This window comes from Nocardiopsis sp. ATB16-24 (assembly GCF_030271535.1).
Classification (GTDB): Bacteria; Actinomycetota; Actinomycetes; order Streptosporangiales; family Streptosporangiaceae; genus Nocardiopsis.
In genome coordinates, this window is record NZ_JASCXJ010000002.1 from 442,571 (window position 1) to 460,263 (window position 17,693).

Here is a 17,693-nt window from a genome sequence, read left to right on the forward strand (position 1 = left end):
GTGGTTTCGAGGATTCCTTAGCGACAATGAGGGCGACATTCGCGGCAGTGTATTCGAGGACCGGAAGGTGTGGGCATGCGTGTGGTGATCGCGACCCCCGCGGAGCGGACGCATTTTTTGAACCTGGTTCCGTTGGCGTGGGCGTTGCGGGCGGCGGGCCATGAGGTGCTGGTGGCCAGCCAACCGGAGTTGGCTCCGAGCGTGGCCACGGCCGGGCTGCCCTTCGCCCCGGTGGGTCGCGACCACGACCTGCGTGCCCTGACACGCCGTATGTACAGCCTGCCCGGGGCGGGCGAGGCGGTGGACTGGGACGACGAGCGGACCTGGCGGATGCCGTGGGGCGTGCTGCGGGTGCACTACCGCCAGGTCGTGGCCTTCTGGTGGAAGGCGATGAACGAACTGCTCGTCGACGACCTGGTGGGTCTGTGCCGTACCTGGCGACCCGACCTGGTGGTGTGGGAGCCGACGACGTTCGCGGGTGCGGTGGCGGCGCGGGCGTGTGGTGCGGCGCATGTGCGGTTCCTGTGGAGTCTGGACCTGTTCGCGCGGATGCGGGGGTTGTTCCTGGAGCGGATGCGGGAGCAGCCCGCCGCCTCCCGGGAGGACCCGTTGGAGGAGTGGCTGACGGGGTTGGCCGGGCGGTACGGGGTGGACTTCGACGAGGAACTGGTGTTCGGGCAGTTGACGGTCGACCAGGTGCCGCCGGAGTTGCGGTTGGAGGTCGGGGGCGAGGTGGAGTACGCGGGGATGCGGTTCGTGCCCTACAACGGGCGGGCGGTGGTGCCCGCGTGGCTGCGCGAACCCCCGGAGCGGCCCCGTCTGTGCCTGACCCTCGGAACGAGCTCGGCCGCCTGGTACGGCGGTCATTCCTCGATGACGGGGGCGGTGGTGGAGGCGTTGGCCGATGTGGACGCCGAGGTGGTGGCCACGGTGCCCGCTGATCGTCGGCGGGGGTTGGAGAGCCCGCCGCCCAACGTGCGGTTGGTGGATTACGTGCCGTTGCACGCGTTGGCCGCGGCCAGCACCGCCACCATCAACCACGGAGGCCCGGGCAGCGTGCTCACCTCCATGGCGTACGGCCTTCCGCAGGCTCTGATGGCCGACCCGCGGCTGTTCGACACCCCGCTGCTGGCGCGTCGGGTCGCCGGGGCGGGGGCGGGTGTGGCGCTGGGAGCCGAACAGGCGGATCCGCAGGCCCTGCGCGGGGAGGCCCTGCGGGTGCTGGGCGATCCGGATCTTCGACGCCACGCGGCCAGGCTGCGCGAGGCCATGCTCGCCCAGCCCGCGCCGGCCGCGATGGTCGCCCGCCTGGAGCGGCACGCCGCCGAACGGCGGACCGCCTGAGTCCGCCCGCCACACTGTGGCGGGTGTCTCGCCGGCAGGACAGGCGGGACCGTCCGGGGTCGGACGGGGTCGCGGCGGCGAGTGCGCCGGGAGCGGCAGTGGTCGAGGGAGGAACGGACATGCGAGTGGTCATCGCGACGATCGCCGAGCGGAGCCATTTCCTGGCGGTGGTCCCGTTGGCGTGGGCGTTGCGGTCGGCGGGTCATGAGGTGCTGGTGGCCAGCCAACCGGAGCTGGCCACGGCGGTGACCGGGGCCGGGCTGCCCTTCGCCCCCGTGGGACGCGGCGACATGCTGTCCAGGGTGCTGCGTCGCCTACGCGAGCGTCCGCAGACCGCGGAGGCGTTGGACTGGCACGACGATCGGACGTGGCGGGTGCCGTGGGACGAGCTCCGGACCAACGTCCAAAACGTCGTGACGTTCTGGTGGCGGATGGTCAACGACCCGATGGCCGACGAGCTGGTGGACCTGTGCCGCACCTGGAAACCCGACCTGGTGGTGTGGGACCCCCTCACCTTCGCCGGTGCGGTGGCGGCGCGGGCCTGCGGTGCGGCCCACGTCCGTTTCCTGTGGGGGGTGGACACCCTGTCCCGGATGCGGGGGTTGTTGCTGGAGCGGATGCGGGAGCAGCCCGTCGCCTCCCGGGAGGATCCGTTGGAGGAGTGGTTGACGGGGTTGGCCGGGCGGTACGGGGTGGACTTCGACGAGGAACTGGTCTGTGGTCAGGCCACCTTGGACCAGGTGCCGCCCGGCCTGCGGATACCGGTGTCGGCGCGTGTGCCGGTGCGTTATCTGGGGATGCGGTTCGTGCCCTACAACGGGCGGGCGGTGGTGCCCGTGTGGTTGCGCGAACCCCTGGAGCGGCCTCGGGTGTGTTTGACGTTGGGTACCAGCGCCACGGACCGGTTCGGGGGGTACACGTTGTCGGTGGGGGCGGTGGTGGAGGCGTTGGCCGATGTGGACGCCGAGGTGGTGGCCACGGTGCCGGCCGATCGTCGGCGGGGGTTGGAGAGCCCGCCGCCCAACGTGCGGTTGGTGGATTACGTGCCGTTGCACGCGTTGGCCGCGGTCAGCACCGCCACCATCAACCACGGGGGCTTCGGCAGCGTGTCCACCTCTGTGGCGTACGGCCTTCCGCAGGTACTGGTGGTGGATCCGCGGATGTTCGACACCCATGTGCTGGCGCGTCGGGTCGCCGGAGCGGGGGCGGCGGTGGAACTGGAGGCCGGGTGTTCTGACCCCGAGGAGGTCCGCCGGGCCGTGCTGCGCGTCCTGACGGATCCGGGGCCGGCCTCTCACGCGGCGAGGCTGCGCGAGGCCGTGCTGGCCCAGCCCTCCCCAGCGGACGTGGTGGCCCGACTGGAAAGGCTCGCCACCGGAAGCGGACCCTTCTGAAACCCCTTTTCCGGCGGATTCATCCGATGAATTCTGAGGGCGCTCGCACAGTGGCGTTTCGACGGAGTTCTTCTGTGATCTTGTTTACATTTTCCGATTCCGGTGCGATCTCGTCGCGGCGCTGAGGGGAAGGCACGACGGGGGTCCAGTATACGCGGGCGAGACCGCGCACTCTTCCGGCCATGGGCGATGTCCGTCGGACCGAGAGCACAAGGCGGACGGCTTTCGGCGGCGATCTCGTATCCCCCCTGTCGCGTACGTCACACCAGTGCCTTTTCGTGCAGGTGGGCCGTGGAATTCGGTCGTCACCGTGAACCCCCGTTCGTGATGACGGGTCCCGTGCGCACGCGGAAGTCCCCCTCCCGATTTCCGTGGACATTCCCCGTGTTCGGGGTCCGCCGCACCCGCGTCCCCGCTCCGCCCGTGGTCTCGGCCGCCTCAGGGGAGGGGAGCGCCCTCAGGACCGACGGGGCGCCCTTCCTCGGGGTGCTGTCCTCGGAGCCGGTGTCCTCTCCGCGCTCCGTCACACCCCCGGGTACCCGTCCGTGGCCGGAACCGGCCACGGACGACCGGAGGGCCGCCGGTGCCCCGTCCGGGGCGTCGGACGGGGCACCGGGGAAACCGGCTCCGCCGGTCCTTCGCGGCACTCTTCGCTCCTCATGTCCATTGACCTGGTCATGTGCGCCCTCAGGAGGCGTGCAGCCGTTATCTCGACAGGGCCCCCGGAGGCACTGTCGGACTTTCTTGACGCTCTCTGAACAGCGAAAACGTCATCGCGATCGAATCTTGAACTGCTTAGGGGTTACGCCTCGCTTCGAGGGCTGATAAAAACCAGCGAAACCGGACAAAATGCAATGGGGAAAGAGGCGTTCGCGGTGGTCGGGGTAGCGATACGTACAGGTAACCAAACAGAAGGTACAGGACGCAACTCGCGGCGTAACGGACGTATGACACTGGAGGGCGTGACCACGCGCAGAACCACGCTGGTGTTGCCCGAAGGCATGTCCCTCGACGACTGGGGGGCCGTCGGCCAGCACATCTTCGTGCTCTCCGACTCCTCCGGATGGTGGTTGGGGGATTGGCTCGTATACGGGCAGGAAAACTATCCGAATAGGTACAAACGTGCGATTGAGGCGACCTCGCTCGACTACCAGACACTGCGCAACTACGCGTGGGTGGCACGTAAATTCGTTCCCGCCCGAAGGCGGGAGAAGCTCAGTATGCAGCACCACGCCGAGGTCGCGAGCCTCCCCATGGAGGCGCAGGAGCACTGGCTCGCCCAGGCCGAGGCCGAGGGCTGGTCGCGAAACGAGCTGCGTCGCAGGATTCAGGCCGCGACCAAGCGCAACTCACAACAAGTCGCCTATGTCCAGGTGAATGTGATGATAGATCGTAAGCAGCACTGGCAACAGGCGGCCGAGAGCTCCGGGATGAACCTGATGGAGTGGATCAGCGCCACTCTCGACAACGCCGCGCAGCGCGCACTGGACTCGGCTGGGGAGAAGGCCGATGTGAAAAGCGCGAGCATCACCACGTGACCAGCGAAGAAAAAGGATGGGGAGCATGACCACATACGTCTGGGGATATCTGGACGAGTACGCGGAAGAGCGAGAGGATCTGCTCGACGCGGTGGACACCGTCTTCAGATCCGGGCAGCTCGTCTGGGGGCCCTTCCTCGATTCCTTCGAACACGACTTCGCGCGGTATCACGGCGCGGCGCATTGCGTCGGTGTCGACAATGGGACGAACGCGATCGTGCTGGCACTCAAAGCACTCGGCATCGGCCCTGGTGACGAGGTCATCACCGTCTCCAACACCGCGGCCCCCACCGTGCTGGCGATCGACCTGGTGGGAGCCAAGCCGGTCTTCGTCGACATCGACCCCGAGACCTACCTGATGGACGTGACACAGGTGGAGGCGGCCATCACCGGGCGTACCCGGTGCCTCCTGCCGGTCCATCTCTACGGTCAGTGCGTCGACATGGACCCGCTGCTGAAACTGGCGGCCGACCACGACCTGGTGGTGTTGGAGGACTGCGCCCAGTCCCACGGCGCCCGCTACCGCGGCAGGATCGCGGGGGCGATGGGCGACGCGGGCGCGTTCTCGTTCTACCCGACCAAGGTGCTGGGCGCCTACGGCCACGCGGGCGCGACGATCACCTCCGACGCCGAACTCGACGCCCGGATGCGCCGCCTGCGCTACTACGGCATGGACGAGGGGCGCTACTACGTCATGGAACGGGGAGGGCAGAACAGCCGGCTCGACCAGGTCCACGCGGAGATCCTGCGCCGTAAGCTCACCCGCCTCGACGCCTACATCGAGGCCAGGCGCGCCGTGGCCGCACGTTACGCCGAGGGGTTGGCGGACACCGGACTCCTCCTGCCTCGGACCGTCGAGCACAACGAGCACTCGTACTACCTCTACGTGGTCCGACACCCCGAACGCGACCGCATCATCGAGGCGATGAAGGCCTACGACGTCGCCCTGAACATCAGCTACGCCTGGCCGGTGCACACCATGACCGGGTTCTCCGACTTCGGTTACGGAAAGGGGGATCTGCCGCACACGGAGCAGGCCGCGGAGGAGATCTTCTCGCTGCCGATGTTCCCCTCGCTCAAGGAATCGCGGCAGGCGGAGATCATCGACGGTCTGCGCAAGACCATGGAATCCCTGTGACGGGCTCCGGTCGCGCCACGCGGTTCACGGCCTCGGCGACCGGGCGGGGGCCGGCCCTGGGCACCCTGGACGAGTTCTGGGAATGGTGGTCCGCACTCCCCCGGGAGGAGGTCTTCGACGTCACCCCGGTCCCCTTCGAAGAGATGCGGGGCTGGGGGTTCGACTCCCGGGGGAACCTGGTCCACGACAGTGGCCGCTTCTTCTCGGTCGAAGGCCTCAGGATCACCGAGGGCGACGGGACACTCCACACCCAGCCGATCATCAACCAGCCCGAGGTGGGAATCCTCGGCATCCTGGTGAAGGAGTTCGACGGGGTCCTGCACTGCCTGATGCAGGCCAAGTTCGAGCCCGGCAACGTCAACGTCCGACAGTTGTCACCGACGGTCCAGGCCACACGCAGCAATTACGTCCGCGTGCACAACGGACGTCCCACCCCCTACGTGGAGTACTTCCGCTCGGCGCCCCGCGACCGGATCCTGGTCGACGTCCTCCAGTCGGAGCAGGGCGCCTGGTTCTGGCGCAAGCGCAACCGGAACATGGTCGTCGAGGTGGAGGAGGACGTGCCGGAACGGGAGGGATTCCGCTGGCTGACCCTCGAACAGGTCAACCGACTGCTGAGCAGTGACAACGTGGTCAACATGGACGCCAGGACCGTGTTGGCCTGCATGCCGCTGCTCCCAGACCCCGAACCGGCCGCCGGAGAACCGGACGACGCCTTCGTCCGAGCCCTCCGTCGCTCCTACCACGTGACGGGCCACGACACGGCGGCGGTGAACACGCTGGGTCACGTCATCAGCTGGTTCACCGACGCCAAGCTCCGCTGTGACTGGGAACGGAGCCTCATCCCCCTGGACGAGGTCGAGGGCTGGTCGCGCGACGAGAACGAGATCGTGGACGACGCCCGCCGAGCGTTCCGGGTGATGGCCGTACGTGTACGGGCCGAGGGTCGGGAAGTGGGGCAGTGGACGCAGCCGCTGCTCGCGCCGCACGGGCGGCAGACCGCGACGTTCCTGACCCAGGAGATCGGCGGAGTACTGCACGTCCTGGTCGCCGCGCGGGCCGAACCCGGCCTCATGGACACCCTGGAGATCGCCCCCACGGTCCACCTCCGCACGCCGGAACAGGACCTGGGGCTTGCCGAGCCGTTCGCCGAGGCGGTGATGTCCGAAGACCCCGACCGGGTACGGCACGACGTGGTGCTCTCAGAGGAGGGCGGCCGCTTCCGGGACGCCCAGACCCGCTACCGCATCGTCGACGGAGGAGGAAGGCTGCCGACCGAGGCACCTGAGGGCCACTGCTGGGTGACGGTGGGGCAGCTCACCGAACTGGTGCGTCACTGCGGTTACCTCAACATCGAAGCGCGCACGCTGTTGGCGTGCCTGCACAGCCTCTGGTGAGGAAGCGCTGTGGCGGACGCCCTCGCGGCGTCCGCCACGCGAGCATAGAGAGTGAGAATCCCCCGTGCGCATCCTGTTCGTGACCCAGGCCGAGAAGACGCACATGCTCAGCATGGTCCCGCTGGCCTGGGCACTGAGATCGGCCGGGCACGATGTCCGGGTGGCGAGTCAACCGGAGCTGCGGGACGCCGTCGCCGAGACGGGGTTGCCCTTCTGTGACGTCGGCCCGGGTTACGTCCTCGACCAGTACCTCAGGGCCTTCAAGGTGCTGAACGACCAGTACGCCGACGACGCCGGCGGCGGACTCGGCGGTGCGGCCGACCTCGACCGGATGGACTCGGAGGAACTGCTCGACGTCTACCGAGGCACCGTGAACTACTGGCTGAGGATGGTCAACGAGCCGATGCTCGACGGCCTGGTGGAGTTCTGCCGTCGGTGGCGGCCCGACCTCGTGGTCTGGGAGCCGAAGACCTACGCCGGAGGGATCGCCGCGAAGGCGAGCGGTGCGGCACACGTGCGCTTCCTGTGGGGGATGGACGTGCTGTCGACGATGCGCGTGGAGATCGCGCGCAGGAGCGCGGACCCGGACACCGCATGGCGAGAGGACGCGCTGGCCCGATGGCTCGGCGGATGCGCGCGCCGCTTCGGAGTGGAGTTCGCAGAGGAGCTGGTCCACGGCCAGGTCACGATCGACCCCTACCCCGGAGGACTCCCTCTACGGCCGGGACCCGAAGCACTCCATCAGCCGATTCGCTACCTGCCCTTCAACGGATCGGCGCGGATACCCGCGTGGCTGCGCGCCCGACCCGAGCGCCCTCGGGTCTGTGTGACCCTGGGGACCACGAGCGCCGAGCGGTTCGACCGCAGACACCGCCTCGGGGACCTCCTCTCCGCGATGGCGGAACTGGACATCGAGGTGGTGGCCACACTGTCGGCACACCAGAGGCAGGACATGGGCGAGATCCCCGAGAACATACGCGTCCTCGACCACGTCCCCATGCACCCGCTGCTGGAGGGCTGCGCGGCCGTCGTCCACCACGGAGGGGCCGGCACCTGCCTGACCGCCATGTCCCTCGGCGTCCCCCAACTGATCCTCTCCGACCTGGTCCTGGCCAAATACCAGTTCGACGAACGCGTTCTCGCCAAACGCCTCGCGGACCAGGGGGCGGGGATCGATCTCACCGGCGACGACGTGACCCCGGCCGGGACACGGGACGCGCTCCGAAGCCTGCTGACCGATCCGCTCTTCTCGCACAGGGCCGATCTCCTGCGCCGCCGTATGGTGGAGGCCCCCACACCGGCGGCACTCGTCCCCCGACTGGAGCGCCTCGCGACCGAGCACGCCGGAGTCGAAGGGCCGATCCCCGCCTAGGGGCGGCGGCGCCGACCGGCACCTGAAAGCACACGCCAATCTAGATCCCGGGAGAACCGTTGCTCGTGCCGCACCTGGAGACTCCACGAGTCTCGTTCCGGCCCGCCACCCAGGACAACGCCGACGATCTGTACGACAGTCTGCTCAGCACCGGGCTGGAGCCGCTGCCCTCACGGGACCGCTTCCGCGTCGGTTTCGCGGAGGCCATCCAGAGCGATGCCACCCTCTTCGCGATGTACCTGCGTTCCAGCGGCGAGGTCGTGGGATTCGGCAGTCTGCGGGACCATGACCCCGCGGGCCACCTGAAGATCGGCATCTCGATGAACCAGGAGACGCTCCCCTACGGAGCCGGGGCCGAGGCGATGCTGCTCCTGGCGAACTACGGATTCGCCCGATGGGACTACATTCGCCGCGTCTACATCGAGAGCACCGAGGCGAGCATCGCCCGCTTCGGTTCCGCCATCTCCGTCCTACGGAGCGAGGCGACCCTGCGCGACCACGTCTTCTTCCGTGGACGGTTGTGGGACATGCACTACTACGCGGTCACCCGTGAAGCGTGGGAACGCGGCGGCGCGCCCGCCCTCGAACGCCTCGTTCGGAGGGGAAAGAGGAAGCAGGCCCCGTCCGGTCGATGAACGCACGAAGGTCTTCGACCAGGGGATCACGGGAACGCCGTTCTCCGTGATCCTCGGACCGGGCCTCTCCGGAGGGTCGAGGCGGCGGATGCGCTTCACTTCCTCCGCCGGGCGCCTCCGCCCCCTTTCGTGCCGGGGGTCCTGTTCTCTCCGAGTGCCGAGTGCACCATAGGGCTCCAGGTGAGAATGCCGGAGAATTTCCATGTTCGGAAGATGGGATAGCATCCCGGGACGCCGCGTACGGAGAGTGCTGTCCGGCGGTGTCCCGCCAGCGGGACAAGCGGGTTTTCCGGTGCTCCGCGGTGGCAGACCAATGTGAATCGAGGTACGCGTACAATGCCTTCCCCTCAACTCACGAGTCGCAGGGTCACCCTTCGGCCGGCGCGTTTCGAGAGCCGTGAAGAACTGCGCGCTGCCCTCAGGGAAGCGGGACTGGACGGCGCCGTCGGTGCCGAGGTGTTCCTGGATTCGCTCCCGGAGGACTTCGGTGACGCCGACGCGGCCTTCATGGTGGACGACAACTCCCGGAACGCCCCGGTCGGTGCGTGCGTCCTGTTCGGAGTCGACGGCGAGGAGCGCTCCGCGCAGATCAGCGTCCTGGTCGACGGGGAAGCCGCTCCCCTGGGAATGGGGATGGAGACCTACGTCTTCTTCATCGGCCACGTTTTCGCGGAGTGGGACGTCGACAGGATCTACTTCTGGTCCCTGGAGGATCTGGTCGGCATGATAACTGTCAGTCAGGCGGTTATCAGTGAGGTGAAGGAACCTACGAGCGGAAACGGTGACCCCTCTGCGGGTGGCGCCAAGGCATTCGCCATCGAGCGAGAAATATGGGAACGCCAGGGCGACCGTTTTCGGAACTGGATCATGCGGGGACAACAGAACGGCTGAAACCCGGGAGCCGTCGCCTCTGAAAGAAAGGGCGTATAACAATGGCCGCAGTCGACCAGAACGAATTGCTTTCCCAGATCAAGGTGCAGGCGTACACCATTTTGATGTTCACGTCGACGGAACCTCAGATGGACCTGCCCGAACCCAAGGGAATGAGCGATCTGGATTCCTTTTCCATCGTTCAGCTGGTCCTCGCGTTGGAGGAGATCTACGACGTGATGCTGTTGGAGGAGATCTCGTCGTTCTCCGGTGAGTCCTTCGAGGAGCTCGCCGCCTTCATCGCCGAACGGATCACCTCCGGAGCCGCCGCGGAATGAACCGGGTGCGGTCCCGGCCCCCTCCGTCCACTCCGTGGCGGCGGCCTCCCCACAGCCGTACCGCCGGGGAGGCCGCCGCCGGTCTCAGCGGGTGATGACCACTCGCATCCGCCAGGCCCCCAGCGCGAACAGCACGATCGCGTAACCGAGCAACACGGACAGCTGCGGCAGGATGTCGCCGATCCCCCCTCCGTGACGGATCAGCTCGCTGAACGCCTCGTAACCCCACGCGTGCGGCGTGGCGTAAGCGGCCGTCCGTGACGGTCCCTGTAGTGCCTCCAACGGCACCATCGTTCCTCCGGCGCCCGCGGCTCCCATCCCCACCGCCAAGGCGGCCGCCATGGCCCCGCCCTCGCTACGGCACAGAGAGCCGATGAGCATGGCGGCTCCACTGCCGACGAGGCAGAACGTGGTCACCACCGCGGCGACCCCGAGGGGATCACCCCACGACACACCGAACAGCACCGAACTCCCGACCAGGATGACGAGCGCTTGGACGAGGGTGATCACGAAGCGGCCGAGGGACTCCCCCGCCACAAGGCTCCTCACGGACGTGGGAGTCGAGTACATGCGCCGGGTGAGCCCCTTCTGCCTGAGCTCCACCACCCCGATCGCCGTGGTGAGCGAGATGACGAAGGTGAAGAGCAACAGCAGGGGAGGGGCCGCGAGACCGTACTGGCTGACGTCCTGCGGGAAGATCGCCTCACCGGCGGTGACCGTGACGATCTCGATCCCCGGAGGGTCGGCTTCCTCGGCCCGACGCAGGCTCTCGTCGAACCCGTCGCCACCGGCCTCCGCGGCGAACTGCGCGGCCCCGAGGACCGACGCCTCCTGGGTGGCGACCGAACGCGCCCAGGTGGACAACGGATAGGCACTCCAGTCGTCGGGACGGCTCAGGAAGTGGATCTCCGCGGTGTCGCCGTCCCGCAGGGTCCGGTCGTAGTCGTCGGGTATCACCAGGCCGGCGTTCATCTGGCCCCGCTCGACGAGCCGGCGCAGTTCCTCGGAGGTGTCGACCCGCTCGACGGAGAAGCGTCCTCCCTCCTCCAAGGAGGTGGCCAGGCGTTCGGCGAGCGGCCGGTCCTGCCCGTCGACGACCACCCCGAGCCGCTGCTGGTCCTCCCCGTAGGAGAGCCCCATCATGAAGACCATGATCAGCGGCAGGAGCAGCATGAAGAAGATGTTCGTCCGGTCGCGGAACATACGGCGCAGATCAAGCAGCGCGATCGCGAGCGTCTTGCTCATGGGTGCAGCATCCTTCCCATGCGGTACAGCGCCACCGAAGCGCCGGCCAGGGCCATGGCCAGCAGGACGCCGACCGGGAGGAGCACGGACCCGAGCCCGTCGCCCGTCGACAGGTCCGAGAGGCCGCGCAGGAACCACTGGTGGGGTGTGAGGTAGCTCAGGTCGGCCAAGCCCCCGAGGTTGGCCAGGGGGAACAGGGCGCCACCGAGCAGACCGAGCAGCATCGCCACGACCGTCGCCCAGCTGGAGGCCTGTTCGGCGTTGGTGGCGAATCCGGCCACCGCGGACATGATCCCGACCGCGGCCAACACCATGGCGACCGTCAGGACCGTGACGCCGAGCGGATCACCCCACTCGGCTCCGAAGGAGAAGGTCGACACGGTGATGAGGATGACCATGCTGACCAGACCGACCAGGACGGTGCTCGCCAGCTTGGCCGCCAGGATTCCCAGGGTGCTGACCGGAGAGGCGGACAACCGCACCAACGTGCCGGTACGGCGCTCCTCGAAGAGGCTGACCACGCCGGGCATGGCCGCGAACAGCAGGAAGAAGACCGCGGTGCCGGCCGCGTAGTACGTCGGGGAGTCCAGCTGCCGCCAGTCCGCGTCCGTGTCCTCCACGACACGTACGGCCGCGGGAGCCTCGGCCGCGCGCAGGGCCAGTTCGGCTCTCTCCTCCTCCGAGGGTTCCGCGGTCGTCACCGCGAGTTCCACGCGGTGGTACTCCGCCGCGAACGCCTCGGCGACGCCGTCGGCCACCTGCACCTCGTCGGGGGAGTCGACGTCGCCGAGCACCCGCAGTTCGACGGAGTCGCCGTTGTGAAGATCGTCCGTGAAGCCGTCGGGGACGAGGAACGCGGCGTCGATCTCTCCGGCCTCCACCGACTCCCTCGCCTCCTCCTCGGAGGCGAAGGTCCGCAGCTCCAGGATCCCCTCGCCCTCCAACGGTTCCAGGACGTCCTCGACGAACATGGAGGCGAGTTCGCCGCCGTCGGCGTCCACCACGCCGTAGCGGGCGCTGAAGTCCTCCTCGGGGTCCCCGCCGAGGAGCATGTTGAGCAGGAAGGCGAGCCCGAGAGGTAACACGAGGGCGAAGACGATCAGGGTCCCGTCCCGGGAGCGCTGGCGTAGGTCCTTGCCGACCATGGTGAGGAAGGCGCGCATCGTCATCCCCCTAGTTCCGCAGAGCCTTGCCGGTGAGGTGCAGGAAGACCGTCTCCAGGTCCGGCTCCCGTACCTCCACGGAACGCAGCACCGTCTCGCTGTCGGCGACGGTCTCCAGGACCAGGGGGACCGTCGACCGGGCGTCCCTGACCAGCAGGCGCACCTCGGACCCCTCCGTGCTGACCTCGCGGACCTGCGGGATCTTCTTCAGAGCGAGGACGGCCCTCTCCGTGCCGCCGGACAGGGACAGGACGATGGTGTCGTCCTCACCGACCTGCGAGACCAGTTCCCGCTGGGTGCCCTCGGCGCGGATACGGCCGAGGTCGATGATGCCCACCCGGTCGCACAGCCGTTCCGCCTCTTCCATGTAGTGGGTCGTGTAGAGGACCGCCACGCCCTCCGCGGCCTGCCGTTGGATGCTCTCCAGGATGGCGTTGCGGCTCTGGGCGTCGACGCCCACGGCGGGCTCGTCGAGGATGAGCAGGCGGGGGCGGTTGAGCAGGCCGACGCCGATGTTGAGGCGCCGGGCCATCCCGCCGGAGAACGCGGAGACGTTCTCCCGCGCGCGGTCGGCCAGGTCGATCAGCTCCAGGACCTCACCGCACCGGCGGCGGGCCTCCGCGCCGGACACTCCGTAGAGGCGGGCGAAGAACATCAGGTTGTCCCAGGCGCTCAGGTCGGGGTAGAGGGCCAGCTCCTGGGGGACGAAGCCGATCTGTGCCTTGGTCGCGTTGTTGCCGACGCCGTGGGGGCGTCCGCCGATACGGATGGAACCGGAGTCGGGCCGGAGAACCCCCACGATCATCGAGATCGTCGTGCTCTTGCCCGCACCGTTGGGCCCCAAGAGGCCGTAGGTCTCACCCTCGGCGATGGAGAAGCTGACCTCTTCGACGGCTTTGTTCGAGCCGTAGCTCTTGGAGACCTTCTCGACTTCCAGGAATGTCACGGTGACGGTCTCACCCTTCCTTCGTGTGCGGAGTCCGGGGAGCTCTCAGCCGACACGCCCCTGTTGGCCCGTCCCCGGTCACGGGTGCGTGGTCGAGTCGTGCCCTGGAACACCCAGCGGCTGTGATCGAAGCGCAGTGAACCACAAAGCGGTGCTGGTGTGGAGACACGCCAGGTATGGGACTTCGCTTCCTCCGTGACGGGGCGGACCGGATCCGTTACAGGGCGCGGGCGGTGGCGAGCCCTTCCAGTCGGGCCACCGCGTCCGCCGGGGAGGGCTGGGCCAGCATGGCCTCGCGCAGCCTCGCCGCGTGAGAGGCCGGCCCCGGATCCGTCAGGACGCGCAGCACGGCCCGGCGGACCTCCTCGGGCTCGGGAGCCGACACCAGCCCGGCGCCGTGCCTTTGGACCAGACGGCCGAGCAGGGGCTCGTCGAAGGTGGGACGGGGGACGATGATCTGGGGGAGCCCGTGCACCATTCCCGTCCACACGGTTCCTGTTCCTCCGTGGTTGATGGTGGCGGTGCTGGCCGCGGCCAACGCGTGCAACGGCACGTAATCCACCAACCGCACGTTGGGCGGCGGGCTCTCCAACCCCCGCCGACGATCGGCCGGCACCGTGGCCACCACCTCGGCGTCCACATCGGCCAACGCCTCCACCACCGCCCCCACCGACAACGTGTACCCCCCGAACCGGTCCGTGGCGCTGGTACCCAACGTCAAGCACACCCGGGGTCGCTCCAGGGGTTCGCGCAACCACGCGGGCACCACCGCCCGCCCGTTGTAGGGCACGAACCGCATCCCCAGATAACGCACCGGCACACGCGCCGACACCGGTATCCGCAGGCCGGGCGGCACCTGGTCCAAGGTGGCCTGACCACAGACCAGTTCCTCGTCGAAGTCCACCCCGTACCGCCCGGCCAACCCCGTCAGCCACTCCTCCAACGGGTCCTCCCGGGAGGCGGCGGGTTGCTCCCGCATCCGCTCCAGGAACAACCCCCGCGTCCGGGACAGGGTGTCCACCCCCCAGATGAAGCGGACGTGGGCCGCACCGCAGGCCCGTGCCGCCACCGCGCCGGCGAAGGTGAGGGGGTCCCACACCACCAGGTCGGGTTTCCAGGTGCGGCACAGGTCCACCAGCTCGTCGGCCATCGGGTCGTTGACCATCCGCCACCAGTAGGGAACGACCTGGCGGTAGCCCTCCAGGAGGTACTCCCAGGAGACCTCGTGCTCGGGGGCGTCGGCCTTGCCGAAGGGCGGGGTCTCCCGCTCCAGCACCCCGAGCAGGGAGTAGGCGCGCATCATCCGCCAGTACCCGTGGTCGCGTCCCACGGGGGCGAAGGGCAGCCCGGCCCCGGTCACCGCCGTGGCCAGCTCCGGTTGGCTGGCCACCAGCACCTCATGACCCGCCGACCGCAACGCCCACGCCAACGGGACCATATTGAGTAGATTTGTCCGTTCTGCGATGGTCGCGAGGAGTACGCGCACCATCCCTCCCCTCTCCGTTCCGGGGCCCTTCCCGTGGTCGTTTCGGCGGGCTCGACCCGGTGCCCGAAGGCCGGGAGAACCATAGTGCTGTGTTCGTGTGCCGCCATCGGTCCCGTCAGGGAGTGTGCGTAGGGGGCCTGGTCCGGGCGGCGGGTCGGTGCTCGGTCTTTGCGAGGGTGTCGTGCCGGTCGTGTCGGCGGGCTTGCCCCGGTGTCCGGAGGTCGGGGCCGTGGTGCTGTGTTCGTGTGCCGCCATCGGTCCCGTCGGGGGTTGTGCGTACGGGTACCTCGACGGAGGGTTCCTCGCCGGCACCGAGAGGGGGCGCCCCTCCTGCGCGGGGACGGCGGGGGAAGCCGTGGCGACTCGCGTACGTCTCCGGAGAGCGGTTGTCCGCCGCCCGGGGCGGGACTATCGTTCGGCGGGCCCGCGAACCGGGGTCGTCGGTGGAACACGGTGGTCCGCGTGCGTGGGAACGAAGGAGGGAACGCGTGCGCGTACTGGTGGCCACGGCGGCGGAGAAGCCGCACTTCCTGGGCATGGTCCCGTTGGCGTGGGCGTTGCGGTCGGCGGGTCATGAGGTGCTGGTGGCCAGCCAACCGGAGCTGGCCACGGCGGTGACCGGGGCCGGGCTGCCCTTCGCCCCCGTGGGACGCGACCACGGGTACTGGCGGATGATGCGCGCCTACTCCCTGCTCGGGGTGCTGGAGCGGGAGACCCCGCCCTTCGGCAAGGCCGACGCCCCCGAGCACGAGGTCTCCTGGGAGTACCTCCTGGAGGGCTACCGCCAGGTCGTTCCCTACTGGTGGCGGATGGTCAACGACCCGATGGCCGACGAGCTGGTGGACCTGTGCCGCACCTGGAAACCCGACCTCGTCATCTGGGGCTCGGTGAGTTTCGCGGGCGCGGTGGCGGCACGGGCCTGCGGTGCGGCCCACGTCCGCTTCATCTGGGGAGCCGACATCTTCGCACGGATGCGGGGGTTGTTCCTGGAGCGGATGCGGGAGCAACCCGCCGCCTCCCGGGAGGACCCGTTGGAGGAGTGGCTGACGGGGTTGGCCGGGCGGTACGGGGTGGACTTCGACGAGGAACTGGTCTGTGGTCAGGCCACCTTGGACCAGGTGCCGCCCGCTCTGCGGATACCGGTGTCGGCGCGTGTGCCGGTGCGTTATCTGGGGATGCGGTTCGTGCCCTACAACGGGCGGGCGGTGGTGCCCGCGTGGTTGCGCGAACCCCTGGAGCGACCCCGGGTGTGCTTGACGTTGGGTACCAGCGCCACGGACCGGTTCGGGGGGTACACGTTGTCGGTGGGGGCGGTGGTGGAGGCGTTGGCCGATGTGGACGCCGAGGTGGTGGCCACGGTGCCGGCCGATCGTCGGCGGGGGTTGGAGAGCCCGCCGCCCAACGTGCGGTTGGTGGATTACGTGCCGTTGCACGCGTTGGCCGCGGCCAGCACCGCCACCATCAACCACGGAGGCTGGGGAACGGTCCTCACCGGGTTGGAGGCGGGCCTGCCCCAGCTCCTCGTGGCCAGTTGGTTCGACAATCCGATGCTCGCGCGCAGGCTGAGCGCGCAGGGTGTGGCGTTGAACGTGCCGGCCGATGAGGCGACCGCCGAACGGCTGGCCGAGCAGACCCGACGCCTGCTGGAGGACACGGAACTGCGACGCCGCGCCCGGCGGATGGGGGAGGAGATCCGGTCGCAGCCGCCACCGTGCTCCCTCGTCGCCGAGTTGGAACGGTTGGCCGCGGAGCGTGGCTCCGCGCCGCGGACGACCGTCTCGGGAACGGTCGGAGCCGCCAGGAGGGGAGAACGGTGAACGCGACCATGTCAGGGGACGGGAAGGCTCCGGTGCGGCTCGGTGTCCTGGGGTGTGCGGACATCGCCTGGCGGCGTACGCTCCCCGCGGCCGTCGACAATCCGGCCCTTGAGCTGGTGGCGGTCGCCAGCCGCGCGCAGGCGAAGGCGGAGAGGTTCGCCGAGCGTTTCGGCTGTGAGGCCGTGACCGGTTACGAGCGGCTCCTGGAGAGGGACGACCTCGACGCGGTCTACGTGCCCTTGCCTGTCGCCCTGCGCCGGGAGTGGGTGACCCGTGCCCTGACCCGAGGACTGCACGTGCTCTCGGAGAAGCCGCTGACGACCGACCACGCCGGAGCCCTCGAACTGTCCGAACTCGCGCTCCGCCACCGACGGGTGCTCAGGGAGAACTTCGCCTTCCCGCACCACTCCCAGCAACGCCGTGTGCGGGAACTGCTCGACTCCGGGACGATCGGCCGACCCCGCTGCTTCAGCAGCGAGTTCGGGGTGCCGCAGAGGCCGGACGACGACATCCGCTACGACCCCGACCTGGGAGGGAGTGCTCTGCTGGACGTCGGGGTCTACCCCCTGCGTATCGCCCAGTACTTCCTCGGCGCGCAACTGGAGGTCCGAGGCGCGGTCCTGCACCACCACCCCGCCACCGGCGTGGACATCGGCGGTGCGGTCCTGCTGGCCGACCCCCACGGTGCCGCCGCCCAACTCTCGTTCGGCATCGGCGTGCAGTACCGCAACTCCTACACGCTCTGGGGAACGCGGGGCACGCTGTCGGTGGACCGCGCCTTCACCCCGCCCGAGTCGCTGCGGCCGGTGGTACGCGTACAGAAGGCCGAGGGGGCAGAAGACGTCGTTCTGGAGGCCGACCACCAGTTCGGCAACGCGCTCGGTGCCTTCGCGTCGGCGATCGCCTCGGGAGAGGACGTCGGAGCCCCCGCCTCCGTCCTGGAACTGGCCGGGCTCGTGGACGAGGTCCGACGGGTGGCCGAAGAAGGGGCGGGCCGGTAGTCCCGTACC

The 17,693-nt window shown here is 68.8% G+C and carries 15 protein-coding genes; 11 read left to right on the forward strand and 4 right to left on the reverse strand.

What is annotated here, in order from left to right:
• The first annotated feature begins 75 nt into the window (after positions 1–75).
• The 9 genes from PFX91_RS04080 to PFX91_RS04120 all read left to right on the forward strand — a co-directional run bounded on the left by PFX91_RS04080 (position 76) and on the right by PFX91_RS04120 (position 10,026).
• Complete coding sequence (locus PFX91_RS04080) at positions 76–1,344, forward strand: activator-dependent family glycosyltransferase (RefSeq protein WP_285729481.1); 1,269 nt, start codon at positions 76–78, stop codon at positions 1,342–1,344.
• 119 nt (positions 1,345–1,463) lie between these two features.
• Positions 1,464–2,738, forward strand: a complete 1,275-nt coding sequence (locus tag PFX91_RS04085; RefSeq protein WP_285729482.1) for an activator-dependent family glycosyltransferase — start codon at positions 1,464–1,466, stop codon at positions 2,736–2,738.
• Between the two features lie 962 nt (positions 2,739–3,700).
• Positions 3,701–4,276, forward strand: a complete 576-nt coding sequence (locus PFX91_RS04090) for an LmbU family transcriptional regulator (RefSeq protein ID WP_285729484.1) — start codon at positions 3,701–3,703, stop codon at positions 4,274–4,276.
• Between the two features lie 25 nt (positions 4,277–4,301).
• The gene (locus tag PFX91_RS04095) at positions 4,302–5,414 is read left to right on the forward strand and encodes a DegT/DnrJ/EryC1/StrS family aminotransferase (protein WP_285729485.1); all 1,113 of its coding nucleotides are present in this window, start codon (positions 4,302–4,304) and stop codon (positions 5,412–5,414) included.
• Entirely contained in the window at positions 5,411–6,811 is a 1,401-nt protein-coding gene (locus PFX91_RS04100) for an NDP-hexose 2,3-dehydratase family protein (RefSeq protein WP_285729486.1), read from the forward strand. Before PFX91_RS04095 ends, PFX91_RS04100 begins: the two co-directional genes overlap by 4 nt.
• A 64-nt stretch (positions 6,812–6,875) precedes the next feature.
• Positions 6,876–8,183 carry an activator-dependent family glycosyltransferase gene (locus tag PFX91_RS04105; protein WP_285729488.1) on the forward strand — a complete coding sequence of 436 codons (1,308 nt, stop codon included), beginning with the start codon at positions 6,876–6,878 and terminating at the stop codon, positions 8,181–8,183.
• Positions 8,184–8,248: 65 nt separating this feature from the next.
• Positions 8,249–8,818 carry a GNAT family N-acetyltransferase gene (locus PFX91_RS04110; protein ID WP_285729563.1) on the forward strand — a complete coding sequence of 190 codons (570 nt, stop codon included), beginning with the start codon at positions 8,249–8,251 and terminating at the stop codon, positions 8,816–8,818.
• Positions 8,819–9,154: 336 nt separating this feature from the next.
• The gene (locus tag PFX91_RS04115) at positions 9,155–9,709 is read left to right on the forward strand and encodes a GNAT family N-acetyltransferase (protein ID WP_285729490.1); all 555 of its coding nucleotides are present in this window, start codon (positions 9,155–9,157) and stop codon (positions 9,707–9,709) included.
• Between the two features lie 41 nt (positions 9,710–9,750).
• Entirely contained in the window at positions 9,751–10,026 is a 276-nt protein-coding gene (locus PFX91_RS04120; protein ID WP_285729491.1) for a hypothetical protein, read from the forward strand.
• A gap of 84 nt (positions 10,027–10,110) precedes the next feature.
• Here the strand turns inward: PFX91_RS04120 and PFX91_RS04125 are convergent, their stop codons facing one another.
• From PFX91_RS04125 to PFX91_RS04140, 4 genes are all read right to left on the reverse strand, one after another.
• On the reverse strand, positions 10,111–11,271 hold the full coding sequence (locus PFX91_RS04125; RefSeq protein WP_285729492.1) for an ABC transporter permease: 1,161 nt from the start codon (positions 11,269–11,271) through the stop codon (positions 10,111–10,113).
• The gene (locus PFX91_RS04130) at positions 11,268–12,440 is read right to left on the reverse strand and encodes an ABC transporter permease (RefSeq protein WP_285729493.1); all 1,173 of its coding nucleotides are present in this window, start codon (positions 12,438–12,440) and stop codon (positions 11,268–11,270) included. Before PFX91_RS04130 ends, PFX91_RS04125 begins: the two co-directional genes overlap by 4 nt.
• Before the next feature lie 4 nt (positions 12,441–12,444).
• A complete protein-coding gene (locus tag PFX91_RS04135; RefSeq protein WP_285729494.1) occupies positions 12,445–13,380 on the reverse strand; it encodes an ABC transporter ATP-binding protein in 936 nt (311 codons plus the stop codon).
• 217 nt (positions 13,381–13,597) lie between these two features.
• Positions 13,598–14,866 carry an activator-dependent family glycosyltransferase gene (locus tag PFX91_RS04140; protein WP_285729565.1) on the reverse strand — a complete coding sequence of 423 codons (1,269 nt, stop codon included), beginning with the start codon at positions 14,864–14,866 and terminating at the stop codon, positions 13,598–13,600.
• Between the two features lie 488 nt (positions 14,867–15,354).
• Here PFX91_RS04140 and PFX91_RS04145 point away from each other — a divergent pair, with 488 nt between their 5' ends.
• Together PFX91_RS04145 and PFX91_RS04150 are read left to right on the forward strand one after the other, a co-directional pair.
• The gene (locus PFX91_RS04145) at positions 15,355–16,683 is read left to right on the forward strand and encodes an activator-dependent family glycosyltransferase (RefSeq protein WP_285729495.1); all 1,329 of its coding nucleotides are present in this window, start codon (positions 15,355–15,357) and stop codon (positions 16,681–16,683) included.
• The gene (locus PFX91_RS04150; protein ID WP_285729496.1) at positions 16,680–17,684 is read left to right on the forward strand and encodes a Gfo/Idh/MocA family protein; all 1,005 of its coding nucleotides are present in this window, start codon (positions 16,680–16,682) and stop codon (positions 17,682–17,684) included. The genes PFX91_RS04145 and PFX91_RS04150 overlap by 4 nt, the downstream gene beginning before the upstream one ends.
• Positions 17,685–17,693: the final 9 nt, after the last annotated feature.